The organism is Streptomyces netropsis (assembly GCF_014203545.1).
Lineage (GTDB): Bacteria > Actinomycetota > Actinomycetes > Streptomycetales > Streptomycetaceae > Streptomyces > Streptomyces netropsis.
The window spans coordinates 67,218-89,466 of the sequence record NZ_JACHJG010000018.1; the positions used below are offsets into that span (position 1 = coordinate 67,218).

General features: G+C 71.7%; 16 protein-coding genes. 4 read left to right on the forward strand and 12 right to left on the reverse strand.

Features of this window, described 5'->3' with window-relative positions; genetic code table 11:
* Positions 1 to 17 precede the first annotated feature (17 nt).
* From ffh to nsdA, 5 genes are all read right to left on the reverse strand, one after another.
* Positions 18 to 1,556, reverse strand: a complete 1,539-nt coding sequence (ffh, locus tag FHS38_RS31495) for a signal recognition particle protein (RefSeq protein WP_184739433.1) — start codon at positions 1,554 to 1,556, stop codon at positions 18 to 20.
* Between the two features lie 177 nt (positions 1,557 to 1,733).
* A complete protein-coding gene (locus FHS38_RS31500) occupies positions 1,734 to 4,190 on the reverse strand; it encodes a [protein-PII] uridylyltransferase (RefSeq protein WP_184739435.1) in 2,457 nt (818 codons plus the stop codon).
* Between the two features lie 46 nt (positions 4,191 to 4,236).
* On the reverse strand, positions 4,237 to 4,575 hold the full coding sequence (locus FHS38_RS31505; RefSeq protein ID WP_130880131.1) for a P-II family nitrogen regulator: 339 nt from the start codon (positions 4,573 to 4,575) through the stop codon (positions 4,237 to 4,239).
* On the reverse strand, positions 4,572 to 5,849 hold the full coding sequence (locus FHS38_RS31510) for an ammonium transporter (RefSeq protein ID WP_184739436.1): 1,278 nt from the start codon (positions 5,847 to 5,849) through the stop codon (positions 4,572 to 4,574). The genes FHS38_RS31505 and FHS38_RS31510 overlap by 4 nt, the downstream gene beginning before the upstream one ends.
* Before the next feature lie 316 nt (positions 5,850 to 6,165).
* Complete coding sequence (gene nsdA, locus FHS38_RS31515; protein ID WP_184739438.1) at positions 6,166 to 7,668, reverse strand: transcriptional repressor NsdA; 1,503 nt, start codon at positions 7,666 to 7,668, stop codon at positions 6,166 to 6,168.
* A gap of 459 nt (positions 7,669 to 8,127) precedes the next feature.
* Here nsdA and FHS38_RS31520 point away from each other — a divergent pair, with 459 nt between their 5' ends.
* The gene (locus FHS38_RS31520) at positions 8,128 to 8,796 is read left to right on the forward strand and encodes a bifunctional DNA primase/polymerase (protein WP_184739439.1); all 669 of its coding nucleotides are present in this window, start codon (positions 8,128 to 8,130) and stop codon (positions 8,794 to 8,796) included.
* A 119-nt stretch (positions 8,797 to 8,915) separates the two neighbouring features.
* On the opposite strand, the gene ftsY is transcribed toward FHS38_RS31520, so the two are convergent.
* Entirely contained in the window at positions 8,916 to 10,151 is a 1,236-nt protein-coding gene (gene ftsY / locus FHS38_RS31525) for a signal recognition particle-docking protein FtsY (RefSeq protein WP_184739441.1), read from the reverse strand.
* Positions 10,152 to 10,361: 210 nt separating this feature from the next.
* Here ftsY and FHS38_RS31530 point away from each other — a divergent pair, with 210 nt between their 5' ends.
* Positions 10,362 to 11,825, forward strand: coding sequence for a purine-cytosine permease family protein (locus FHS38_RS31530; RefSeq protein WP_184739443.1), 1,464 nt, complete (start codon positions 10,362 to 10,364; stop codon positions 11,823 to 11,825).
* Positions 11,826 to 12,314: 489 nt separating this feature from the next.
* On the opposite strand, the gene FHS38_RS31535 is transcribed toward FHS38_RS31530, so the two are convergent.
* The 4 genes from FHS38_RS31535 to FHS38_RS31550 form a co-directional block, all read right to left on the reverse strand.
* Positions 12,315 to 13,733, reverse strand: a complete 1,419-nt coding sequence (locus FHS38_RS31535) for a sugar porter family MFS transporter (RefSeq protein WP_184739445.1) — start codon at positions 13,731 to 13,733, stop codon at positions 12,315 to 12,317.
* 208 nt (positions 13,734 to 13,941) lie between these two features.
* Complete coding sequence (smc, locus tag FHS38_RS31540; protein WP_184739447.1) at positions 13,942 to 17,541, reverse strand: chromosome segregation protein SMC; 3,600 nt, start codon at positions 17,539 to 17,541, stop codon at positions 13,942 to 13,944.
* Between the two features lie 260 nt (positions 17,542 to 17,801).
* A complete protein-coding gene (locus tag FHS38_RS31545; RefSeq protein ID WP_045933597.1) occupies positions 17,802 to 18,008 on the reverse strand; it encodes a hypothetical protein in 207 nt (68 codons plus the stop codon).
* A 406-nt stretch (positions 18,009 to 18,414) separates the two neighbouring features.
* Positions 18,415 to 18,696: an acylphosphatase gene (locus tag FHS38_RS31550; protein WP_184739449.1), complete on the reverse strand. Its 282-nt coding sequence runs from the start codon at positions 18,694 to 18,696 to the stop codon at positions 18,415 to 18,417.
* 132 nt (positions 18,697 to 18,828) lie between these two features.
* Here FHS38_RS31550 and FHS38_RS31555 point away from each other — a divergent pair, with 132 nt between their 5' ends.
* A complete protein-coding gene (locus FHS38_RS31555; protein WP_184739451.1) occupies positions 18,829 to 19,959 on the forward strand; it encodes a CAP domain-containing protein in 1,131 nt (376 codons plus the stop codon).
* A 133-nt stretch (positions 19,960 to 20,092) separates the two neighbouring features.
* On the opposite strand, the gene FHS38_RS31560 is transcribed toward FHS38_RS31555, so the two are convergent.
* Positions 20,093 to 20,677, reverse strand: a complete 585-nt coding sequence (locus FHS38_RS31560) for a flavodoxin family protein (protein WP_184739453.1) — start codon at positions 20,675 to 20,677, stop codon at positions 20,093 to 20,095.
* A 111-nt stretch (positions 20,678 to 20,788) separates the two neighbouring features.
* On the opposite strand from FHS38_RS31560, the gene FHS38_RS31565 reads away from it, so the two are divergent.
* Positions 20,789 to 21,208 carry a winged helix-turn-helix transcriptional regulator gene (locus FHS38_RS31565; protein ID WP_184739454.1) on the forward strand — a complete coding sequence of 140 codons (420 nt, stop codon included), beginning with the start codon at positions 20,789 to 20,791 and terminating at the stop codon, positions 21,206 to 21,208.
* A gap of 30 nt (positions 21,209 to 21,238) precedes the next feature.
* On the opposite strand, the gene mutM is transcribed toward FHS38_RS31565, so the two are convergent.
* Positions 21,239 to 22,150, reverse strand: coding sequence for a bifunctional DNA-formamidopyrimidine glycosylase/DNA-(apurinic or apyrimidinic site) lyase (mutM, locus tag FHS38_RS31570; protein ID WP_184739456.1), 912 nt, complete (start codon positions 22,148 to 22,150; stop codon positions 21,239 to 21,241).
* Positions 22,151 to 22,249: the final 99 nt, after the last annotated feature.

Below are 22,249 nucleotides of genomic sequence, written 5' to 3' on the forward strand. Positions count from 1 at the left end.
TGGCCGACGGATCGGTCTCAGCCCATGAATTTCTTGAACTCGTCGGGCAGTTCGAAGTTCTGCGGGGCCTGAGCCGGCAGCTCCAGCGGGTTGTCGCCCTGCTCGCGGCGCGCGGCCGCGGCCTGCTCCTCGGCCTTGCGCTTCATCGGGTTGCCGCTCTTGCGCTTGCCCTTGGCCTGCTTCTGCTGCTTCTTCTGCCGGCCGGGGCCGCCGCCCATTCCCGGGATTCCCGGCATGCCCGGCATGCCGCCGCCCTGGGCCATGCGCGACATCATCTTGCGGGCCTCGAAGAAGCGCTCCACGAGGTTCTTGACCGCGCTGACCTCCACACCCGAGCCCTTGGCGATACGGGCGCGGCGCGAGCCGTTGATGATGTGCGGGTCCTGGCGCTCGGCCGGGGTCATCGACTTGATGATCGCGGCGGTGCGGTCCACGTCGCGCTCGTCGAGGTTGTTGATCTGGTCCTTCATCTGCGCCATGCCGGGCAGCATCCCGAGCAGCTTGCTGATGCTGCCCATCTTGCGGACCTGCTCCATCTGGGACAGGAAGTCGTCGAGCGTGAACTCCTTCGGCCCCTTCGCCAGCTTGGCCGCCATCTTCTCGGCCTCGTCCTGGCTGAAGGTCTGCTCGGCCTTCTCGATCAGGCTGAGCATGTCGCCCATGCCGAGGATGCGGGACGCCATGCGGTCCGGGTGGAACGCGTCGAAGTCGTCCAGCTTCTCGCCGTTGGAGGCGAACATGACCTGCTTGCCGGTCACGTGCGCGACCGACAGGGCGGCACCGCCGCGGGCGTCGCCGTCGAGCTTGGAGAGCACCACGCCGTCGAAGCCGACGCCGTCGCGGAAGGCCTCGGCGGTGTTGACCGCGTCCTGACCGATCATCGCGTCGACGACGAAGAGGATCTCGTCCGGACGCACCGCGTCGCGGATGTCCGCGGCCTGCTGCATCAGCTCCTGGTCGATGCCCAGGCGGCCGGCGGTGTCCACGATGACGATGTCGTGGACCTTGGTCTTCGCGAACTCGATGGAGTCCTTGGCGACCTGGACCGGGTCACCGACGCCGTTGCCCGGCTGGGGCGCATAGATCGCGACGCCGGCGCGCTCGGCGACGACGCCGAGCTGGTTCACCGCGTTCGGCCGCTGGAGGTCACAGGCCACGAGCAGCGGGCTGTGGCCCTGCGCCTTGAGCCAGTGGCCGAGCTTTCCGGCGAGGGTGGTCTTACCGGCACCCTGGAGACCGGCGAGCATGATCACGGTCGGCGCGGTCTTGGCGAAGCGCAGCCGTCGGGTCTCGCCGCCGAGGATGCCGATGAGCTCCTCGTTGACGATCTTGATGATCTGCTGCGCCGGGTTGAGGGCCTTGGAGACCTCGGCCCCGAGCGCGCGCTCCTTGACCTGCTTGATGAAGGCCCGGACGACGGGGAGGGCCACATCCGCTTCGAGCAGCGCGATGCGGATCTCGCGCGCCGTGGCGTCGATGTCCGCCTCGCTCAAGCGGCCTTTGCCCCGAAGGGTCTTGAAAGTCGCGGAAAGGCGATCGGAGAGGGTATCGAACACGGCGCTCGTAGGTCCTCGGAGTCGGGGGGCAGAGTCAATCGCCTCCCAGGGTATCCGGCCGCGCCAAGCAGGTGTCCTCGCCCGCCGGATATGAGACGAAGAGGGGATTCCCCCGGGGTGCGGGGAGGGCGGCCCGGCCGCCCTCCCCGCCGGGGCGGCCTCACCACCGCGACGCGGTCACCGCAAGGCGTCCTCGACCGCCTTCGCCAGCGCCACCGCGTCCGCGTCCGGCAGCGGTGAGCCGTCCTGGCGTGTGAGATAGACCGTGTCCACGGCGTTCGCGCCCAGCGTGGAGACGTGGGCGCTGCGCACCCACACCCCCGCCTCGTCCAGGGCCCCGCCGATCCGGTGCAGCAGTCCGGGGGCGTCGTGCGCCCGCACTTCCACCACCGTCGCGGCCCGGGAGACGCCCCGGGCCACGCTCACCCGCGGCGGCGCGTGGCCGACGCCGCGGCGCCGTTTGCCGTAGGCGGCCTCGCGCTCGGCCAGCCGGCCCGCGATGTCCAGGGTGCCCGCCAGGGCCCGCACCAGGTCGTTCCGCAGACGGGCCGCCTCGGGGGGCGCGCCGTACTCGGCGGCCACCCGCCAGTTCAGCAGCAGGGCGCTGCCGCCGATGGCGGGGTCCGGGGCGATCGTGCGCAGTTCCGCCGCGCGGACCGTCAGCCGGTGCAGGGCGAGGACGCCGGCGGTCGCGGGCAGCACGCCCGGCCGGTCGGGGACGGCGACGGCGAGCTCGATGCCGACGGGCGCCGGGGCATCGGCGCCCGTCGGGTCGTCGGTGCCTTCCGGCCGGGTGCGCAGGACCAGGACCGGGCCGCCCGTGCGCAGCGCCTCGATCGCCAGCCGTTCCTCCTCCACGGTCGGCGCCGCCGCCTCCGCGCGGCCTTGGGTCACACCGCCCGCGAGGGCGGCGGAGGCACGGCGGACCAGGTCGGCGACCAGCGAGGCCCGCCAGGCGCTCCAGGCCGCCGGGCCGGTGGCGAGGGCGTCGGCCTCGGTGAGGGCGTGCAGCAGCTCCAGGGTGTCCGGGTGCCCGACAGCGTCCGTGACCGAGCGGACGGTGGCCGGGTCGTCGAGGTCGCGGCGGGTGGCGGTCTCGACGAGCAGCAGATGGTGGCGCACGAGGGTGGCGAGGGTCTCCGTGTCGGCCGGGTCGAAGCCCAGCCGGGGCGCCACCTCCCGGGCGACGGTCTCGCCCGCGACGCTGTGGTCGCCGGGCAGGCCCTTGCCGAGGTCGTGCAGGAGGGCCGCGACGAGCAGCAGGTCGGGGCGGCCGACGCGGCGGGTGAGGGCGGCGGCCCGGACGGCCGTCTCGACCAGATGCCGGTCGACGGTCCAGCGGTGGACGGGGTTGCGCTGCGGGCGGCAGCGCACGTGCTCCCACTCGGGCAGGAGCCGGGAGACGATGCCCTCCGCTTCGAGGGCCTCCCAGACGTCGACCGTGGACTCGCCCGCCCCGAGCAGTGTGACGAGCTGCTCGCGGGCCTCGTCGGGCCACGGCACCGGCAGCGGCCCGGCGCCCGCGAGGCGGCGTACGGCGTGCCGGGACAGCGGCAGCCCCGCCTGTGCCGCCACGGCCGCCGCGCGCAGCGGCAGGACCGGGTCGCGCTCGGGCCGTGCGGTGCGGGCGAGCACGGCTTCGCCGTCCTGCTCGACCACGCCTTCCGCCAGCGGTGTGCGCTCGGGCTCCACGAACCCGCCGCGGCCGCCCCGCCCGCCGAGGAGCCGGCGCAGCCGCGGCCGCCCGGACCGGGCCCGCAGCACGCGTCCCACCTCGCGCCAGGTCACGTCGGCGGCGTACGAGACGGTGCGGGCCGCTTCGTAGACCTCGCGCAGCAGCGCGTCCGCGCCGGGCAGCCCGAGACCGGTGGCGACCTGGTGCTGTTCCTGGAGGGCGAGCCGGTCGGTGGCCCGGCCGGTGGTCAGGTGCAGTGCGTCGCGGGTGTCGAGCAGCCGTGCCCGGGCCTCCTCCAGGCCCTCGCGGGGCGCGTCGGCCAGCCAGGACGCGGCGACGGCCCGCAGCGCGGTCGCGTCGCGCAGCCCGCCGCGCGCCTCCTTGAGGTCGGGCTCCAGCAGGAACCGCAGCTCTCCCTGGCGGCGGGCCCGCTCCTCCCCCAGCTCGCGCAGCTCCGGCAGCCGTGCGGGCGCCTGGGCCCGCCAGTCCTCGTAGGCCGCCGTGCGCAGCCCGGCGGTGAGGGCGGGATCGCCGGCGATGTGGCGGGCGTCGAGGAGGCCGAGGTGGACCTTGAGGTCGCCGGCCGCGGTCTTGCGCGCCTCGGAGGGGGTGCGGACGGAGTGGTCGAGGGCGAGCCCCAGATCCCACACGGGGTACCAGACGCGGTCGGCGAGCGCCGCGATGGCGGGCGCGTCCGCCGAGCCGTCGTGCAGGAGCAGGACGTCGAGGTCGCTGCGCGGCGACAGCTCGCCGCGCCCGTAGCCGCCGACGGCCACCAGCGCGACGCCCCGCGCCGCGCCGAGCAGCCCGCCCAGCCACGCGTCGGTGGCGCGCGCGAGCGCGGCGCGGCGCGGCGGCCCGGCCGGCGCCTCCTCGTGCAGGAGACGCAGCCGGGCCGCCGCGTAGCCACGGGGGTCGGGGCGGCCAGGATCAGCCTCGTCCGTCTTGATCTCGGTCAACTCGGGGTTCCCCTCTTCTGGCCCCTCTTCCGGCGCTCGCTCGGGCTCAGAGCGCGTCCGGGCCACGGTCTCCGGTCCGGACGCGCACCACCGTCTCGACCGGGACGACCCAGACCTTGCCGTCGCCGATCTTCCCCGTGCGGGCCGTCTTCACGACGACGTCGACGACGTCCTCGGCGTCGGCGTCCTCCACCAGCACCTCTATGCGGATCTTCGGGACGAGGTCGATCTCGTACTCGGCGCCGCGGTAGACCTCGGTGTGGCCGCGCTGCCGGCCGTAGCCGCTGGCCTCGGTGACGGTCAGGCCCTGGACGCCGAAGGTCCGCAGCGCGTCCTTGATCTCGTCGATCCGGTGCGGCTTGACGACCGCGGTGATGAGCTTCATGCGTCCACCTTCTTGTTCTGCGCCTTGTCGGATGCGGGGGCGGGCGCGGCGGCCCGTGCGGAGGAGACGCCCGCGACCGCGCTGAAGTCGTAGGCGCTCTCGGCGTGGTAAGCCTGGTCGACGCCGCTGACCTCGTCGTCCTCGGTGGCACGGAAGCCGATCGCCTTGTCGACGCCCTTGGCCAGGAGCCAGGAGACGACGAAGGAGTACCCCATCACGGCGAACGCCCCGGCGGCCTGCCGGCCGAGCTGGGTCGCGCCGCCGACACCGTCGGTGGCGAGGACGCCGACGAGGAGGGTGCCAATCACGCCGCCGACGAGGTGCACACCGACCACGTCGAGGGAGTCGTCGAAGCCCAGCTTGAACTTGAGGCTGACGGCCCAGGAGCAGACGGCGCCGGCGACGAGTCCGATGAGGATCGCGCCGAAGGCGTTCACGGCGGCGCCGGCCGGGGTGATCGCGACCAGGCCCGCGACGGCACCGGAGGCCGCGCCGAGGGTGGTGAAGGCACCGTGCCGGATGCGTTCGTAGACGAGCCAGCCGAGCATCGCGGCACCGGTGGCCACCTGGGTGTTCATCGCCATGTTGGCGGCGACGCCGTTGGCGGCGAGGGCCGAGCCCGCGTTGAAGCCGAACCAGCCGAACCACAGGAGCGCCGCGCCGAGCATCACCAGCGGCAGGCTGTGCGGCCGCATCGGGTCCTTCTTGAAGCCGATGCGCTTGCCGACGACGAGGACAGCGGCGAGGGCGCCGACACCGGCGTTGATGTGGACGGCCGTGCCGCCCGCGAAGTCGATCACCTTGAGCTTGAAGAGCCAGCCGTCGGCCTGCCAGACCCAGTGCGCGACCGGGAAGTAGACGACGGTCACCCAGAGGGTGATGAACAGCGCCCAGGCGCTGAACTTCACCCGGTCCGCGAGGGCCCCGCTCATCAGCGCGGGGGTGAGGGCCGCGAACATCAGCTGGAAGAGGGCGAAGGCGAGGACGGGAATGCCTTCCTTGCCGCCCGTCAGGCTCTCGGGACTGATGCCTTTGAGGCCGATGTGGTCGAAGTTGCCCAGCAGCCCGCCGCCGAGGTCGTCACCGAAGGCGAGCGAGTACCCGTACAGCACCCAGAGCACCGAGACGATACCGAGCGAGATGAAGGACATCATCAGCATGTTGAGCGTGCTCTTCACCCGCACCATGCCGCCGTAGAAGAAGGCAAGGCCCGGTGTCATCAGCATCACGAGCGCGGCACTGATCAATACGAATGCGGTATCTGCGCCATTCAATGTCGTCGTCTCCTCGAAGCGGCGACCCGTACACCCGTGCGGGCGGGAAATGCGATGGGCCGGTGTGGCCTCGAGGCTGACGCAGCGCGATTTCAGCCGATGCCGTCGATTGTTTCGCGGCAGTGACGAAGGCAGCCGACGTGTTACACCCCGATGAACCGTGCCCGCACCGATCGGGAACCGCGGGAGCAGCCGCGGTCCAGCGGCGGAAGAGGAGGCCGACCGCGACGACCAACCGAAGTGACCTGGCGTGGGGGGAGCCGAGTCGGGCTGTACGGGATGGCCGTCGCGGCCGGGGCTGAGGGGGCCGGAGGGGTCAGACCGCGTGGGCGGTCTCCACGGATTCCGGCAGGTGAACGGCGAGTTGCTCGGTCAGATCGACGACTTCGGCCACATCCCCGAAGTCGCGCACGGCGGTGTCGACGGTCTTGCGCAGCCGGTTGTTGACCCGCTCCGAGCGCACCTGTTTGGCGATCTTGAGGGCCTTGCCGGCGAGCACCGTGGACTGCTCGGGCTCGCGCTCCATCAGGTGCACGGTGGCCATGCCGATGAGGTTGAGCGCATACGACCGCTGGTGTTCCGCGTCCCGCTCGAAGAGCTCGACGGCGGTTTCCATCTTGGGCCGCGCGAGCGAGGCGTACGTGGGGCTGCGACCGGCCACATAAGCGAGATCCCGGTAGGAATGGGCATTCTCCGCGTTGAGTTCGGCCTCGGAGAAGAAACGGATCCAATCGGGGTCGCCGTCGCCCGGCACGCAGTCGCCGAAGCAGTCCTCCGCCATGTTCACCGCGCGCTTGCACTTGGCGGGCTGGCCCATATTGGCGTAGGCGCGGGCCTCCATCGCATACAACATCGCCTGGGTCCGCGCGGTGGCCGTCTCGCGCGAGCCGTACTGCCCGAGGTGGATCAACTCCAGCGCGTCGTCCGGCCGGCCGAGGTGGATCATCTGGCGGCTCATGCTGGAGAGGATGTACGAACCGAGGGGGCGGTCGCCCGCCTCCTTGGCGGCGTGCAGGGCCAGCACGAAGTACTTCTGCGCGGTGGGGTGCAGACCGATGTCGTAGCTCATCCAGCCCGCCAGCTCGGCCAGCTCGGCCGCGACCTTGAACAGCCGCTTGGACGTGGCGTCCGACTGGGGCTCCTGGAGCAGGTCGGTGACCTCGTGGAGCTGCCCGACGACGGCCTTGCGGCGCAGCCCGCCACCGCACTGGGCGTCCCACTGGCGGAACATCATGGTCGTCGACTCCAGCAGGTCCAGCTCCGGCTTGGAGAGCTTGGCCCCGCGGCGCCCGCCCTCGGGCACGGCCGGCCGCTCGGGCTCACGGCCCGCCGGGATGGGCACCAGCCAGCGCTGCATGGGCTCGATCAGCGCGGGCCCCGCCGACAGGGCGAGCGAGGTGCCGAGGAAGCCGCGCCGCGCCAGCATCAGGTCACTGCGCGAGAACTCGCTGATCAGCTCGACTGTCTGGGGCCCCGCCCAGGGCAGGTCCACCCCGGACACGGACGGCGACTGGTGTGCGGCGCGCAGGCCGATGTCCTCGACGCCCACCACGCAGCCGAAGCGCTCGGAGAACAACTCGGAGAGGATCTTCGGGATCGGCTCGCGCGGCTGCTCGCCGTCGAGCCAGCGCCGCACGCGCGAGGTGTCCGTGCTGATGTGATGGGCACCCAACTGGCGTGCTCTGCGGTTGACTTGCCGAGCCAGCTCACCCTTCGACAGACCACTGCGCAGGAACCATGAGCCCAACTGCTCATTGGGGCGCTTGTCGCCCTTGCCAGGCTGGTCGGCTCCACCGATGCCGCTGCCGTTGCCGCCCACTGGAACGCCCCCATCCGGAACTCTGCTCTGCGCTCGAACCGCCCACAGCATGCCGCCTGTTGCGACTGCTTGTCCGGTGATGCACCATCTCGGCCGGTAATAAACGGTCGCGAGGCAAGGAGCACCGGGACGGAGCAATGCCTCCGGCATACCCACCGGCGGGTGCGTCTCCGGGGTTCGCGTACCGAAAGTAATCCTACGATCACGGCTTCGGCGAGAAGAGTCCAGTAATCGCCACCATTCGCCACCCCATCGAATGAACTCCTCCACGTCACAACGCGATTGACTTGACAGGGGAACGATCAGGAGGGGGTGGGTTGATGCACGCCAGGGCGCGAAGACCGAGCCGCACCACCCGTCGCGCACCGTCGCGCCGCCGCAGAGCAGGCGTCGGCGACCGTACGTGTTCGGGACACTCCGAGTCGTAACCATCTGCGAGCACGACCCGTTGGAGGGGGTATGGGCTTCACAATCGGCGGCATCCGGGATCTGCGCTCGAGTTCTCGGCGCCGGTGGCGCGCGTCGGAGTGCGCGACGACGGTAGCGGAGTACACCGGCCTCTGGGGGTGGGACGTGGTGCCCGGCGCCCGGGCGGCCCGCGGCGGGAGCGTGACGTGTTCGTGCGGCACCGCCGACTGCCCTGCCCCAGGCGCCCATCCGCTCTCGTTCGCCCCACCCGTCCCGGCCGGGGCCACCTTGGACGATGCCACGGCCGCATGGGCCGAGGTGCCGGGCGCGGCCGTACTGCTGCCCGTGGGCCGCACGTTCGACGTCCTGGAGGTGGCGGAGGCGGCGGGCCGGCACGCGCTGGTGCGGCTGGAGCGGATGGGGCTGCCGCTCGGCCCGGTGGCCCTCACCCCGCACGGCCGGGCGCTGTTCTTCGTCGCACCGGGCGCCGCCGCCGAACTCCCCCAGCTGCTCTACCGCATGGGCTGGGACGACGCCCGGCTCGATCTGCGCTGTCTGGGGGCGGGCGACCACATCACCGCCCCGCCCTCCGACTTCGCGGGCCTCGGTCCGATGCGCTGGCTGCGGCCGCCCGCCCTGGACACCGCGGGCCGGCCCCCGCAGGCCCGGTTGCTGCTGGGCACCCTCGCCTATGTGTGCCACCGCTCGGCCGCGAGCTGAGCGCGGAGTTCCCCCTCGAGTTCACCCCCCACAAGAAAAAAGAGGCCCCGCCACGGACGGATGTCCGTGGCGGGGCCCTCTCTCATGGGGTCCCGCCGAACTCAGGAGGGCCCCATGCCTCAGTCACCGATGAGGGCGTCGACGAACGCCTCCGGCTCGAACGGCGCGAGGTCGTCCGCCCCCTCGCCGAGGCCCACCAGCTTCACCGGTACGCCCAGCTCGCGCTGGACCGCGACGACGATGCCGCCCTTGGCGGTGCCGTCCAGCTTGGTCAGGACGATGCCCGTGATGTTCACGACCTCCGCGAACACCCGCGCCTGGACCAGGCCGTTCTGTCCGGTGGTGGAGTCCAGCACCAGCAGCACCTCGTCCACCGAGCCGTGCTTTTCGACGACCCGCTTGACCTTGCCCAGCTCGTCCATGAGCCCGGTCTTGGTGTGCAGGCGGCCGGCGGTGTCGATGAGGACGACGTCCGCGCTCTCGGCGATGCCCTCCTTGACCGCGTCGAAGGCGATCGACGCCGGGTCGCCGCCCTCGGGCCCGCGGACCGTGCGGGCGCCGACGCGCTCGCCCCAGGTCTGCAGCTGATCGGCGGCGGCGGCGCGGAAGGTGTCCGCCGCACCGAGGACGACGGACTTGCCGTCGGCGACGAGCACCCGCGCGAGCTTGCCGGTCGTGGTGGTCTTGCCGGTGCCGTTCACGCCGACGACCATGACGACGCCGGGCTTCTCCTCGCCGTTCGTTCCCACACCGGGCTCGGTGTGGACACTGCGGTCGAAGTCCGTGCCGATGAGGGCGAGCAGCTCCTCGCGCAGCAGGTTGCGCAGGTCCTCCGGGGTGCGGGTGCCGAGCACCCGGACCCGCTCGCGCAGCCGCTCGACGAGCTCCTGCGTCGGCGCGACGCCGACGTCGGCGGTGAGCAGGGTGTCCTCGATCTCCTCCCAGGTGTCCTCGTCGAGGTGCTCGCGGGAGAGCAGGGTGAGCAGTCCCTTGCCCAGGGAGTTCTGGGAGCGGGAGAGCCTGGCGCGAAGCCGTACGAGCCGACCCGCGGTGGGCTCGGGGACCTCGATCTCGGGGGCGGCCGGCGCCTCGGGGGCCTCCGGCTCTACGACGGGTGCCTCCGCGGCCGGCGCCTCGGCCGGCGGCAGGTCCACCTCTTCAACGGTCCGGCGCGGCTCCGCGCGCGGGGTCTCGGCCTCCTCGCCGACGTGTGGCTCGGCGGGCGGCGCGGTGACGGACGGGCTGCTCGGCGGGGCCGGGGGCAGCTGCTTCTTCTTGCGGCTGCTGACCACGAGCCCGCTGATCGCGGCGAGCGCGACCACAGCGATGACTACAGCGAGGATGACGATTTCCATAACGGACCCAGTATCGGACACGGAGCCGCCGGGACTACTCCACAAACGGTGGCGCGCGTGTTCGATCTTGGTTGTGAGGACCAAAGCGACCAACCCACCAAAGTTGGAGCAAACTACGGTGGCGTGCGACGATGCGACGCGCGTAGAGTCCCCACGTCCCCCTCTGCCCAGGCCTCCCGCCTCGCTTCACCCCGCACGGAGCCCCACCTCATGGACAACGTCGTCCTCGCCGATTCAGAAGGCGCGATAGAAACCCGCGGCATCGAGCCCGTACCGGATCAGGAGCGTCACGGCAGAGTCCGGGAACTCTTCCCGACGTGGGTCGCGGCCAACATCAGCGTGTTGCTGCTCACCATGGGCGCGGCCCTGGTCGTCTTCAACGCGCTGAACTTCTGGCAGGTGCTGATCGTCGCCGCCTGCGCCGCGCTCGCGTCGTTCGGCATGGTCGGCGTGCTGTCGGTGTCGGGCAAGTGGGGCGGCGCCCCGGGCGCGATGCTCTCCCGTGCGACCTTCGGCGTGCGCGGCAACCTCTTCCCGGGCGCGATCCTGTGGGTCGCCCGCTTCGGCTGGGAGACGATCAACGCGGTCACCGGCGCGTATGCGGTGCTGACCGTCCTTGACCTGCTCTTCGGCATCAAGAGCAACAACGTGCTCATCGTGATCACGCTGTTCGTCTTCGTCGCCTGCACGTTCCTGGTCAGCGGCATGGGCCGCAAGGCACTCAACGTGTGCAACAAGTGGTCGACGTACCTCTTCGGCATCTTCAGCGTGCTGGTCCTCGGCTACCTGATCGCCACCATGGACTGGGACGAGGTCTTCTCCAAGCCCGCCGGCACCACCGCCATGATGATCACCGGCATCGGCACGATCGCCGCCGGCGGCATCAGCTGGGTGCCCACCGGACCCGACTTCACCCGCTACCTCCCGCACGCGGCCTCCGGCAAGAAGATCGTCGGCACGACGATCTCGGGCGCGGGTCTGGTCATGGTCCCGATGGTGCTGATGGGCGCGGTCATGGCCGTGGCCACCCCCGGCCTCGCCGAGGCCCCGGACCCGGTCTCCTTCCTGGGTGACATCCTGCCGACCTGGCTGGCCGTGCCCTACCTCGTCACGGCGATCGTGGGCATGCTGCTGATCAACAGCCTGTCGATGTACTCGGCCGGTTTCACCGCGCAGAGCATGGGCGTGAAGCTGCCCCGTGCGATGGCCGTCAGCATCAACGCCGTGATCTCCCTGGTCGGCGGTCTGCTGCTGATGCTGGTCGCGAAGAGCTTCCTCAGCTCCTTCATCACCTTCCTGATCCTGCTCGCGGTCTCCTTCTCCGCCTGGATCGGCGTCTACGCCGTCGACATGGCCCGCCGCCGGGCCCGTGCCGTGCGCTACGACCCCGAGGGCCTCATGGACACCGGCCGCACCAGCCGCTACTGGTACGTGGGCGGCTTCTGCTGGCAGGCGATGACGGCCTGGACGATCGCCCTGGTCGCGGGCATCTGCTTCACGAAGTGCGACTGGTTCACCGGTCCGCTCGCCTCGACGTTCGTCGGAAAGTACGGGCTGAGCTGGGCGGCGACGATCGCCATCTCCGCCCTGCTGATGGCAGTGCTGCCGGCTCCGCGGGAATCGGCCCCGGCCGCCGACTCCGTCGGTTCGCAGCGGGAGTCCGCTGCCGCGTAGTCGCTGGTCGCTGGACTGTTCGGACGCCCCCTTTGCCGCTGTGCGGCGGAGGGGGCGTTCGCGTTTTACCTACCGTCTGTGGCGCCAGCGGGGCGTCTGTGGCGCCAGCGGCGAGACCCGCGGGGGCCGAGGCCGGTGCCGCGCCGCGCGTATCGCGTGGCGAAACCCCGTGGGGGCCGGGCCCGGGGCCGCGCCGCTCCGGGGTGGGTTCGGGGCTGCTTCGCTTTACGCCCCGAACCCACCCCTGCGCGTCCCCCTCCATCACGTGAGCCAACCGCAGCCGACCCGCAGTCGACAACGCCGGGGGCGGGACGCGCAGGGGGTCGGGGGGCGTAAAGCGAAGCAGCCCCCCGACCCCCCGGAGCGGCACGGCACCGGCCCCAGCCCTCGCCAGGCACCCAGATGCGGCATCCGGCAAAACACAAAAACGCTGCCCCGGCTCATCGTGAGCCGGGGCAGCGTCCTTCGAGGAGACGGGCAGCGGGGGGGTTAGCCCATCTCCTCCAGCGCCTTGCCCTTGGTCTCCTTCACGAACTTCAGCACGAAGGGGATCGAGAGCACGGCGAAGACCGCGTAGATGACGTACGTACCCGAGAGGTTCCAGTCCGACAGGCTCGGGAAGCTCGCCGTGATGGCCCAGTTCGCGATCCACTGCGCGGCGGCGGCGACGCCGAGCGCCGCGGCGCGGATCTTGTTCGGGAACATCTCGCCCAGGAAGACCCAGACCACGACACCCCAGGAGAGGGCGAAGAACAGCACGAACGCGTGGGCCGCGATCAGGGCCACCGTGCCCTGGGTGGTCGGCAGCGAGCCGTCCGCCGCCTGGGCGGAGAAGGCCCAGGCCTCGAGGGCGAGGGAGATGGCCATACCGGCCGAGCCGACGAGGGCGAGCGGGCGACGGCCGATCTTGTCGACGAAGATCATCGCGATCACGGTGCCGACGATGTTGATGATCGACGTGGTGAAGGAGTAGAGGAACGAGTCGCTCGGGTCGATGCCCACGGACTGCCACAGGGTCGCCGAGTAGTAGAAGGCGACGTTGATGCCGACGAGCTGCTGGAAGACCGAGAGGCCGATGCCGACCCAGACGATCGGCAGGAAGCCCGCCTTGGAGCCGAGCAGGTCCTTGAAGGACGACTTGTGCTCGCTGCGCATCGCCAGCTCGATCTCGTTGACGCGCGCGTCGAGGTCGACGTGGCTGCCCTCGACGTCGGCCAGGACGGCCTTCGCCTTGTCGATCTTGTTGACCGAGATCAGGAACCGGGGCGACTCGGGGATCGCGAAGGAGAGCAGACCGTAGAGCACGGCCGGGACGACCATGACGCCGAGCATCAGCTGCCAGGCCTCTATGCCCATGAGCTTGCCGCGCTGGTCACCGTCGGCGAGGTTGAGGATGCCCCAGTTGACCAGCTGCGAGACGGCGATGCCGACCACGATCGCGGCCTGCTGGAAGGAGCCGAGGCGGCCGCGGTAGGCGGGCGGCGAGACCTCGGCGATGTAGGCCGGGCCGATGACCGAGGCCATGCCGATCGCGATGCCGCCGAGCACGCGCCAGAAGGCGAGGTCCCACAGGGCGAAGGGCAGCGCCGAGCCCACCGCGCTGATCGTGAACAGGGTCGCGGAGATCTGCATCACGCGGATCCGGCCGATGCGGTCCGCGATCCGGCCCGCGGTGGCGGCACCGATCGCGCAGCCGATCAGGGCGATGGCGATGACCTGGGCGAGGGCGGCGGAACCGATGTCGTACTTACCGCGGATACCCTCGACCGCGCCGTTGATCACGGAACTGTCGTAGCCGAAGAGGAAGCCACCCATGGCCGCGGCCGCGGTGATGAAAATGACGTGGCCGAGGTGGTCCGGCTGGGCCTTGCGGCCCTCGGACCCCTGCGCCGTCGCAGTGCTGGTCAACGTGTACTCCTGAGACCCGGCCGCGTTGCCGGGCGTGGGGGGCTGGCCCTTCCAGTGGGACACGGGGCATCGGCACCCACCACTGAAAGGTAAAAGCAACGTTGCAGACCCTATGTCTTCAACTTTCGAAGTCAATAGGTCGTAACCAAGAAGTTTCCTGTGAGTTGCCCCGCGCTTGAGTTCAACACTTGAACTAGAGGGTTTTTGATCATCGAAGTCGCTGGCTGATGACCTTCGAGACGCCGTCGCCCTGCATGGAGACGCCGTACAGCGCGTCGGCGACCTCCATCGTCCGCTTCTGGTGCGTGATGACGATCAACTGGGAGCTCTCCTGGAGCTCTTCCATGATCCCGATCAGCCGCTGGAGGTTGGTGTCGTCCAGCGCCGCCTCGACCTCGTCCATCACGTAGAAGGGGCTCGGCCGCGCCTTGAAGATCGCCACCAGCAGCGCCACGGCGGTCAGCGACCGTTCGCCGCCCGACAGCAGGGACAGCCGCTTGACCTTCTTGCCCGGCGGCCGGGCCTCCACGTCGACGCCGGTGGACAGCATGTCGTCCGGGTCGGTGAGCACCAGCCTGCCCTCGCCGCCGGGGAACAGACGGGCGAAGACGCCCTCGAACTCCCGGGCCGTGTCGTGGTAGGCCGCGGTGAAGACCTCCTCGACCCGCCGGTCGACGTCCTTCACGACCTGGAGCAGATCGGAGCGCGTCTTCTTCAGGTCTTCAAGCTGCTCCGAGAGGAACTGGTGCCGCTCCTCGAGCGCCGCGAATTCCTCCAGCGCGAGCGGATTCACCTTGCCGAGCTGTTGGTACGCCCGCTCGGCCGCGCGCAGCCGCTTCTCCTGCTCGGCCCGTACGTACGGCACGGGCTGGTTCCGCGGGTGGTCGGGGTCCTCGGGCAGCTCCTCGCCCTCGGCGGCCGGCGAGGGCGGTACGGGCTGGTCCGGGCCGTACTCGGCGACGAGCCCGGCCGGCTCGACGCCGAGTTCCTCCAGGGCCTTGGCCTCCAGCTGCTCGATGCGCAGCCGCTTCTCCGCGCCCAGCACCTCGCCCCGGTGGACGGAGTCCGTCAGCTTGTCGAGTTCGGTCTTGAGTTCCCGCGCCCGGTTCCGCTCGGTGACCAGCTCCCGCTCCTGCTCGGCCTTGGCCGTCTCCGCGGCCCGCCGCTCCTCGTCGGCCCGTACGAGCGAGACCTCGACGTGCGCCAGCAGCTGCCGGGCCCCCGCTGCCACGGCGCCGGCGACCCGCGCCTCGTGGCGCAGCCGCGCCCGCCGCTGTTCGGCCCGGGTGCGGGCCTCCCGCTCGGCACGGGCCGCCCGGTCGAGGGCGTCCGCCCGGCCGGCGAGGCCCTTGACCCGCTCCTCGTGCGTGCGGACCTGGAGCCGTGCCTCCATCTCGGTCTGGCGCGCGTTGGCACCGTCGGCGGCGAGCCGGTCGCGTACGGAGGAGTCCGGCTCGTCCGCCGCCTCGTCGCCGTCGGCGGCCAGCTCCTCGGCGACCGCCAGCCGCTCTGCCAGCTCCTCGGCCTCCTCGGTGGCCCGTTCGAGCGCTTCGGCGGCGCGCTCGGCCGCCGCGGCGCTACGTCCGGCCTCGCCGGCCGCCGCCCGCGCCTGGCCGGCGAGCCGTCCCAGATCCTGCGCGACCTGCGACTTCTCCCGGTCCGCGGCGCTTCGCCGGACCGCCAGTTCCTCGACCCGGTCGGCGCACTCGGCGCGCCGCCGGGCGGCGGCCCGCATCGCGGCGGCCAGTTCCTCGCACCGCGCGTCCAGCTCGGTGAGCTCGGCCGTCGCCTCGTCGACGGCCGCCTGGACCTCCAGCAGGCTCGGCGCCCCGCCGGATCCGCCGTGCGCGAAGTACGCGCCGAGCGCGTCGCCTTCGGCGGTGACGGCGGTCAGCTCCGGCCGCGCCGCCACCAGTTCCTCGGCGTCCTCCAGAGTCGCGACGACCATGACGTCGCGCAGCAGCCGGCGTACGGCGGGCATCAATCCCGCCGGGCCGCGCACGAGTTCCGCGGCCGGGCGCGGGGTGCCCGGCATCCGGTCGGGGCCGTCGGGGCCTCCCGCGGCGTCGTCCGGACCCGCGGGCTCCGGTGTCGCCGACACCAGCAGTGCCGCGCGCCCCGCGTCCTCCTTGCGGAGCAGGCGCAGGGCTTCGGCCGCCGTGGCGGTGTCCGTGACGGCGATCGCGTCGGCCGCGGCGCCGAGGGCGGCGGCGACGGGGAGCTCGTGTCCGGGGGTGACGGTGAGGAGTTCCGCGGCCGGGCCCAGCAGCCCGGACAAACGATCCTTCGCCGACAGCAGCGTGCTCGTTCCGTCCTTGCGGCGCAGGCCCAGGGCGAGCGCGTCCCGGCGGGCGGCGAGCGCCGCGCGGTGCCGTTCGGCGTCCGTCGCCGCGTCGCGGGCCGCGTTCAGCCCGGCCTCCGCCGCGGCGAGCTCGCGCTTGGCGCTCTCGTGGCGGCCGGCCAGCTCGGCGTCGTCCGCGCCCTGGCCGTCCACCTCGCCCTGCCGGGCCGCGTACGCGGCCTCGGCTTCGGCGGCCCGTTCCCGGGCCTCGTCGTGGGCGGCGGCCAGCCGGTCGATCTCCGCCTGGGCGGAGGCGACCCGGCCGCGGGCGGCGGTGGCCCGGCCGTGCAGCCGGGCGAGCTGTTCGCGGCGGTCGGCGATGGCGCGGGCGGCGTCCTTCAGCCGCCGTTCCTCTTCCGCCAGCCGTCGCTCCAGCTCGGCGCGGTGCTCGGCCGTGTCCGCAAGCGCCCGGCTCGCCGCCTCCAGCGCGGCCTCCAGCTCCGCTTCCTGCTCGCGGATCCGGGCCGCCTCGCGCTCCAGGTCCTCCGGGTCGCGGCCGCGCCGCTCCTCCTCGGGGGCGGTGGTGGCGCTGGTGACCCGCGCGTCCGCGAGGCTCACCGTGCCCCGCACGCGCTCGGCGAGGCGGGAGAGTTCGTACCAGGTCTGCTGCGCCTGCCCCAGCCGCGGCGTCAGCGTCCGCACCCGCTCCTCCAGCGCCGCCTCGCGGTCGGTCGCCGCCCGCAGCTCGGCCTCCACGGCCTCCCTGCGGCTCTTGAGCGCGGCTTCGTCCGCGATCTCCGCGCGCAGCGCCTCGCGCAGGGTCACCAGGTCGTCGGCGAGCAGCCGCAGCCGGGCGTCACGGAGATCGGCCTGGATGACGGCGGCGCGGCGGGCGACGGCCGCCTGTCGGCCGAGCGGTTTGAGCTGGCGGCGGAGTTCGTCGGTCAGGTCCTGGACGCGGGCGAGGTTGGCGCGCATCGCGTCGAGCTTCCGCAGCGCCTTCTCCTTGCGCTTGCGGTGCTTGAGGACGCCCGCCGCCTCCTCGATGAACGCGCGGCGCCCCGTCGGGTCGGCGTGCAGTACGGAGTCGAGCCGGCCCTGTCCGACGATGACGTGCATCTCGCGGCCGATGCCGGAGTCGGAGAGGAGTTCCTGGATGTCGAGGAGCCGGCAGGTGTCGCCGTTGAGCTGGTACTCGCTGCCGCCGTTGCGGAACATGATCCGCGTGATGGTGACTTCCGCGTAGTCGATGGGCAGCACACCGTCGGAGTTGTCGATGGTGAGCGAGACCTCGGCGCGGCCCAGCGGCGGCCTGCCGGTCGTCCCGGCGAAGATGACGTCTTCCATCTTGCCGCCGCGCAACGACTTGGCGCCCTGCTCGCCCATGACCCAGGAAAGCGCGTCCACGACATTGGACTTTCCCGAACCATTGGGGCCCACGACGCAGGTGATGCCGGGTTCGAAGCGCAGCGTCGTGGCCGAGGCGAAGGATTTGAACCCACGCAGGGTCAGGCTCTTGAGGTGCACGCGGTGGGACTCTACCGCCCGCCCGTCTCCCGTCGCGTCCTGGCACGAGGCGGAGGCGACACCGCGTCTTCATTTCGGTTTCACCCGGGAAAGTGCAGGGCACATCAGACGGTGAGGGGGCGGTGCGGCGAAAATCGGACAGGCGCCCACGTCGGGCGGCAGCCGGGGGGATACGACGAAGGGACGCCGAAGCGTCCCTTGCAGATCACAAGCGGCTGACAGTGCAGCCTGACCGGGCCCCCGGAGGAAGGGCTTTGGGGTCAGGCGAGCGCAGGCTCCGCCTGGGGTACGTCGATGCTGTCGAGCAACGAGTCGCCGTGGTGCGCGGCGGCGGACAGTGCGTCGTTCTCGGCCTGCATCCGAATGAGCTCGGATTCGAGGTCCTGGACACGCTGCTGAAGCCGTCGCATCTCGGAGAGGACTCGGGGGTCGGAGCCGCCGACGTAACCGAGAAGCGCCTTTGCCATGATGGATGGTCCTCCACACTGAGTGACCGACCGGAAGCGGTGTGGGTCGTGAGGGATTCGCACCCGCGGTGTCTGCCATCAGCTACTGCGGTGTTCAATGGCCAAACAGCTAAGGTGCGCGGGGCTTCCAGAGTCTCACCAAAAGGTTTGACGGTCAACACGATCACACCCCGTATCCACGGGCGTCCCAGGGGTGCGCGGCAGCGAATGCGCGGCGCTTTCCTCTCCCGGGGCCCGAGGGGGCGTGGAGATCATCCGTTGAGTTGCAGCCTTCCACGACGGGGCCGAGTTGGCAACCATCAGGCAATTTCTGCCGAGCGAATATGCCAGCGACATATGAATACGACTTCCATGCCCCGCCAAATCTCTTCGCTTCACCCCGGAAACCGCTTTCCGGGCCGTCCGGTCAGCGGATCTCGAAGCCGTCATAACCACCCCTGGGTGTGGCCCAGATCTCGGTGACCCCGTCCACGCGCCCGGGCGTGTCACCGTCACGGAGCCAGTCGAGCAGTTGTTCGCACCGATCGCGCGGGCCCTCCGCGACCACCTGGACGCGCCCGTCGTCGAGATTCGAGGCAAAGCCGATCAGATTACCGATACCCAGAGCGTTCTCCCGCGTGAACCATCGGAAGCCGACGCCCTGCACATGACCACGAACCCAGGCGGTGAGACGGACATTCTCGTTCATGTCTGCACGTTAACCGGGCAATTGCGCAGGTAGCACCTCGGCCCCCCATGTCTTGGCGTACAGTCGCCGCTCGTTAAGACTCCGCCGTACGAGTGACGCACGATGACGCCGAGCACGTAAGGAAGGCAGCGGATGGGTCGCCATCGACGCTCTGCCCCCGAGACCTCCGACGACACGGCCGCGATTTCCCAGGCAGCCGGCGCGCCCCTGACGAGCGAGTCGACCGAACGCAGCGATCCGAACTCACCGACGCAACAGTTCACCAAGCCCTTCCCCGCGAACTCCCGCAGCCCCTTCGGCGCGTCCGTCCCCGCGGCCGGCACGGGACGGCACCGGAGCCCCCGCCGGGGGGCCCGGAGCAGGGCGAAGGGGCCGGTGCGGACCGGGCTGCTGGGCGCGTCCGCCGCGATGGCGATGGGCGCGGTCGTGGTGGCCTCCGGGCTGCTGCCGAGCGGCAGCGACACCTACACGCTCAACAGCGGCACCGGCAGCGAGAGCGCCCGGGGCCAGCTTCGGGCCGAAGAGCCGCCCGACCCCGACCTGCCGCCCGATCTCAGCGACGACCTCCCCCGCGATCTCCTCACCCAACGCCCCCGGCCCGTAGGCCCCGTGGAGCGGGGGTGGTTACCCGCCCACCGGGAGGCCGAGCCGACGCACGCACCCTCGGCGGCCCCGTGGCGGGAGCCCGCGCCCGAGCCCTCGGCGTCCGCCACACCGTCGCCCCAGGAGACCGGCTTCGGCGCCGACCCCCGTGGCGGCGGCGCGGCGGCACCACCGGAAGCGGCCCGGACGACCGCGGCGCCGGCCGACCCGGCCCCTTCGTCCTCGCCGCCCCGGGCCGACGCCTCTCCGGCACCGGACGCGGCCCAGGCGATCTCGGCTCCCCGGGCCTCGATCGCGGCGCATCTGCTGGCGCTGGTCAACCGGGAGCGGGTGAGGGCGGGCCGCCGGCCGGTGCGCGCCGACGCCCGACTGGCCCAGCTCGCCCAGGACTTCAGCGAGGACATGGCTCGGCGGGGTTTCTTCGCCCACACCGACCCGGACGGCCGGACCCCCTGGGACCGGGCCGCCAAGCGCGGCATCACCACCCTCGGCGGCGAGAACATCGCCCGCGGCCACAGTGACGCGGAGGCCGTGATGGAAGCCTGGATGCGCAGCCCCGGCCACCGGCAGAACATCCTGAACGGCGACTACCGGACGATCGGCATCGGCATGCACTCCGGCCCGGGAGGCCCGTGGTGGACGCAGGACTTCGGCTACTGAGCCCCCGCTGAACCCGCCGCCACCCAGCGCCCGTCGAACGCCGTCGGCCGCCGCGGACCGGGGGTGATCCCGGTCGGCGGCGGCCGACGTCATCGTTCGACGCGCGCGTCGTTCACCCGGCGCGGGGCACCGGTCAGACGGCCGCGCGACCCGCGACGTAGATCCGGGCCTGCTCGGCGACGCGGCGGCCGAGGTGCTCGGCGGTCGCTATGTCGGCCTTGTGGACGCCTTCCGGGCCCTGGTCGTTGTTGGTCTGGGCGCCGGCGCCGAGGAAGAAGCCGAGGCGGTTGAGGTCGTTCTCGGAAGCGGCGGAGCTGTTCCAGCCGGGCATCAGGTTGAGGCCGACCCAGTGCATGCCGTGCTGGGCGGCGAGGACCGTGAAGTACTGGAGGGTGTGCAGCTTGTCGCCGCTCTTGGAGGCGGAGTTGCTGAAGCCGGCCGCGATCTTGTCCTGCCAGGCGCGGGTCGCCCAGCGCTTGGAGGTGGCCTCGGCGAAGACGTGGAAGGCGCCGGAAGCCGTGCCCATGTAGGTCGGCGAGCCGAAGACGATCGCGTCGGAGGCGTCGAGCAGCTCCCACTGCGCCTCGCTGATCTCGTCGACCTTGATCAGGTGGACGGTCGCGCCGGTGTCGGCCGCGCCGGTCCGGACGGCCTCGGCGAGGACCGTGGTGTGGCCGAAGCCGGAGTGGTAGGCGATGGAAACGACAGGCGTGGTCACGGACGGGCTCCTCGTGAAGGGGGAACGAGCGGTGCGATGACCAAAGGAAAGCACTAACTTTTAGAAAGCGCAATCCTGTGGTGAGCGCTGTGCGGGAGTATCGTGTTCCGCATGGCGACAGACGGCACCGTGCGCGAAGCCCCCGACCCCGGCTCGGACGAGCAGCTGCCCTTCGACGTCTTCGCCCGGGCCTGTCCTTCGCGCGACACCCTCGGACACGTCACGGGACGTTGGGGCAGCCTGACCCTGGGCGCCCTGCACGACGGCACGTTCCGCTTCAACGAGCTGCGCCGCCGCGTCGACGGCGTCAGCGAGAAGATGCTGTCCCAGACCCTGCACGCGCTGGAGCGCGACGGGCTCGTGCACCGCGAGGCACAGCCGACCAACCCGCCCCGGGTGGACTACGCCCTGACCCCACTGGGGCAGGCGGTCACCGAGCGGCTGATGGGGCTGATCGAGCTGGTGGAGGAGCGCATGCCGGAGGTGCTGGTGGCGCGGGAGCGGTACGACGCGGAGCGCGCCGAAGGCTGAGACCGGCCGGGCCCCGTGGCCCGGGCAGGTCTAGGACACGCGCGGCGGGCGCTGGCAGCGCGGGCAGAAGTAGCTGGACCGGTTCATCCACGGGCGTCGGCGCATGGCCGTGCCGCAGCGGCGGCAGGGCTCGTCCTCGCGTCCGTACGCGTCCAACGACCGGTCGAAGTAGCCGGACTCGCCGTTCACATTGACGTAGAGGCTGTCGAAGCTGGTGCCGCCGACGGCGAGCGCCGCGTGCATGACGTCGCGGATGTGGGTCAGCAGCTCGGCGCTGCGCGGACGGGTCAGGGTCGCAGTGGGCCGGTCGTAGTGCAGCCGGGCGCGCCACAGCGCCTCGTCGGCGTAGATGTTGCCCACGCCGCTGATCAGCGACTGGTCCAGCAGGGCACGCTTGACGGTCGTACGGCGGCGGCGCAGCGCCGCGTGGAAGGCGTCCTCGTCGAAGGCGGGGTCGAGGGGGTCGCGGGCGATGTGCGCGATGACGTCGGGGAGCCCGTCGGGGTCGCCGGGGACGGTGTCGTGCAGCGACAGGCCGCCGAAGGTGCGCTGGTCGACGAAGCGCAGCTCGGTGCCGGTGGCGTCGGCGAAGCGGACGCGGATGCGCAGGTGTTTCTCGTCGAGCGCGTCGTGCGGCTGGACGAGGAGCTGGCCGCTCATGCCGAGATGGGCGAGGACGGCCCGGTCGGGAGCGGTCCCGAGAGGCGTCCCGGCGGGTGTCTCGGCAGGTGTCTCGGCTTCGAGGGGCAGCCACAGGTATTTGCCCCGGCGCCGGGCGGCGCCGAGCCGGCGCCCCCGCAGCTGGGCTGCGAAGTCCTCGGGTCCGGCGAGGTGACGGCGGATCGCGCGGGGGTGCAGCACGGCCACGTCGGCGACCGTGCGGCCGCGGACCCAGCGCTCCAGCCCGCGCCGTACGACCTCGACCTCGGGCAACTCGGGCACGGTGCTCCTCCGGAGGGGTCGCCGGGACATCAGCCTTGCGGCGCTGCCGCGACTGCCGGCCGGGCTCGATTCACCGAGCCCGGCCGGCAGCCGGGGTGC

What these genes read in the sequence shown, in the direction of transcription:
- FHS38_RS31505 (WP_130880131.1), bottom strand. Translation starts at nt 4,575, where the DNA reads ATGAAGCTCATCACCGCGGTCGTCAAGCCGCACCGGATCGACGAGATC.
- FHS38_RS31520 (WP_184739439.1), top strand. Translation starts at nt 8,128, where the DNA reads ATGGGCTTCACAATCGGCGGCATCCGGGATCTGCGCTCGAGTTCTCGG.
- ftsY (WP_184739441.1), bottom strand. Translation starts at nt 10,151, where the DNA reads ATGGAAATCGTCATCCTCGCTGTAGTCATCGCTGTGGTCGCGCTCGCC.
- FHS38_RS31530 (WP_184739443.1), top strand. Translation starts at nt 10,362, where the DNA reads ATGGACAACGTCGTCCTCGCCGATTCAGAAGGCGCGATAGAAACCCGC.
- FHS38_RS31545 (WP_045933597.1), bottom strand. Translation starts at nt 18,008, where the DNA reads ATGGCAAAGGCGCTTCTCGGTTACGTCGGCGGCTCCGACCCCCGAGTC.
- FHS38_RS31550 (WP_184739449.1), bottom strand. Translation starts at nt 18,696, where the DNA reads ATGAACGAGAATGTCCGTCTCACCGCCTGGGTTCGTGGTCATGTGCAG.
- FHS38_RS31555 (WP_184739451.1), top strand. Translation starts at nt 18,829, where the DNA reads ATGGGTCGCCATCGACGCTCTGCCCCCGAGACCTCCGACGACACGGCC.
- FHS38_RS31565 (WP_184739454.1), top strand. Translation starts at nt 20,789, where the DNA reads ATGGCGACAGACGGCACCGTGCGCGAAGCCCCCGACCCCGGCTCGGAC.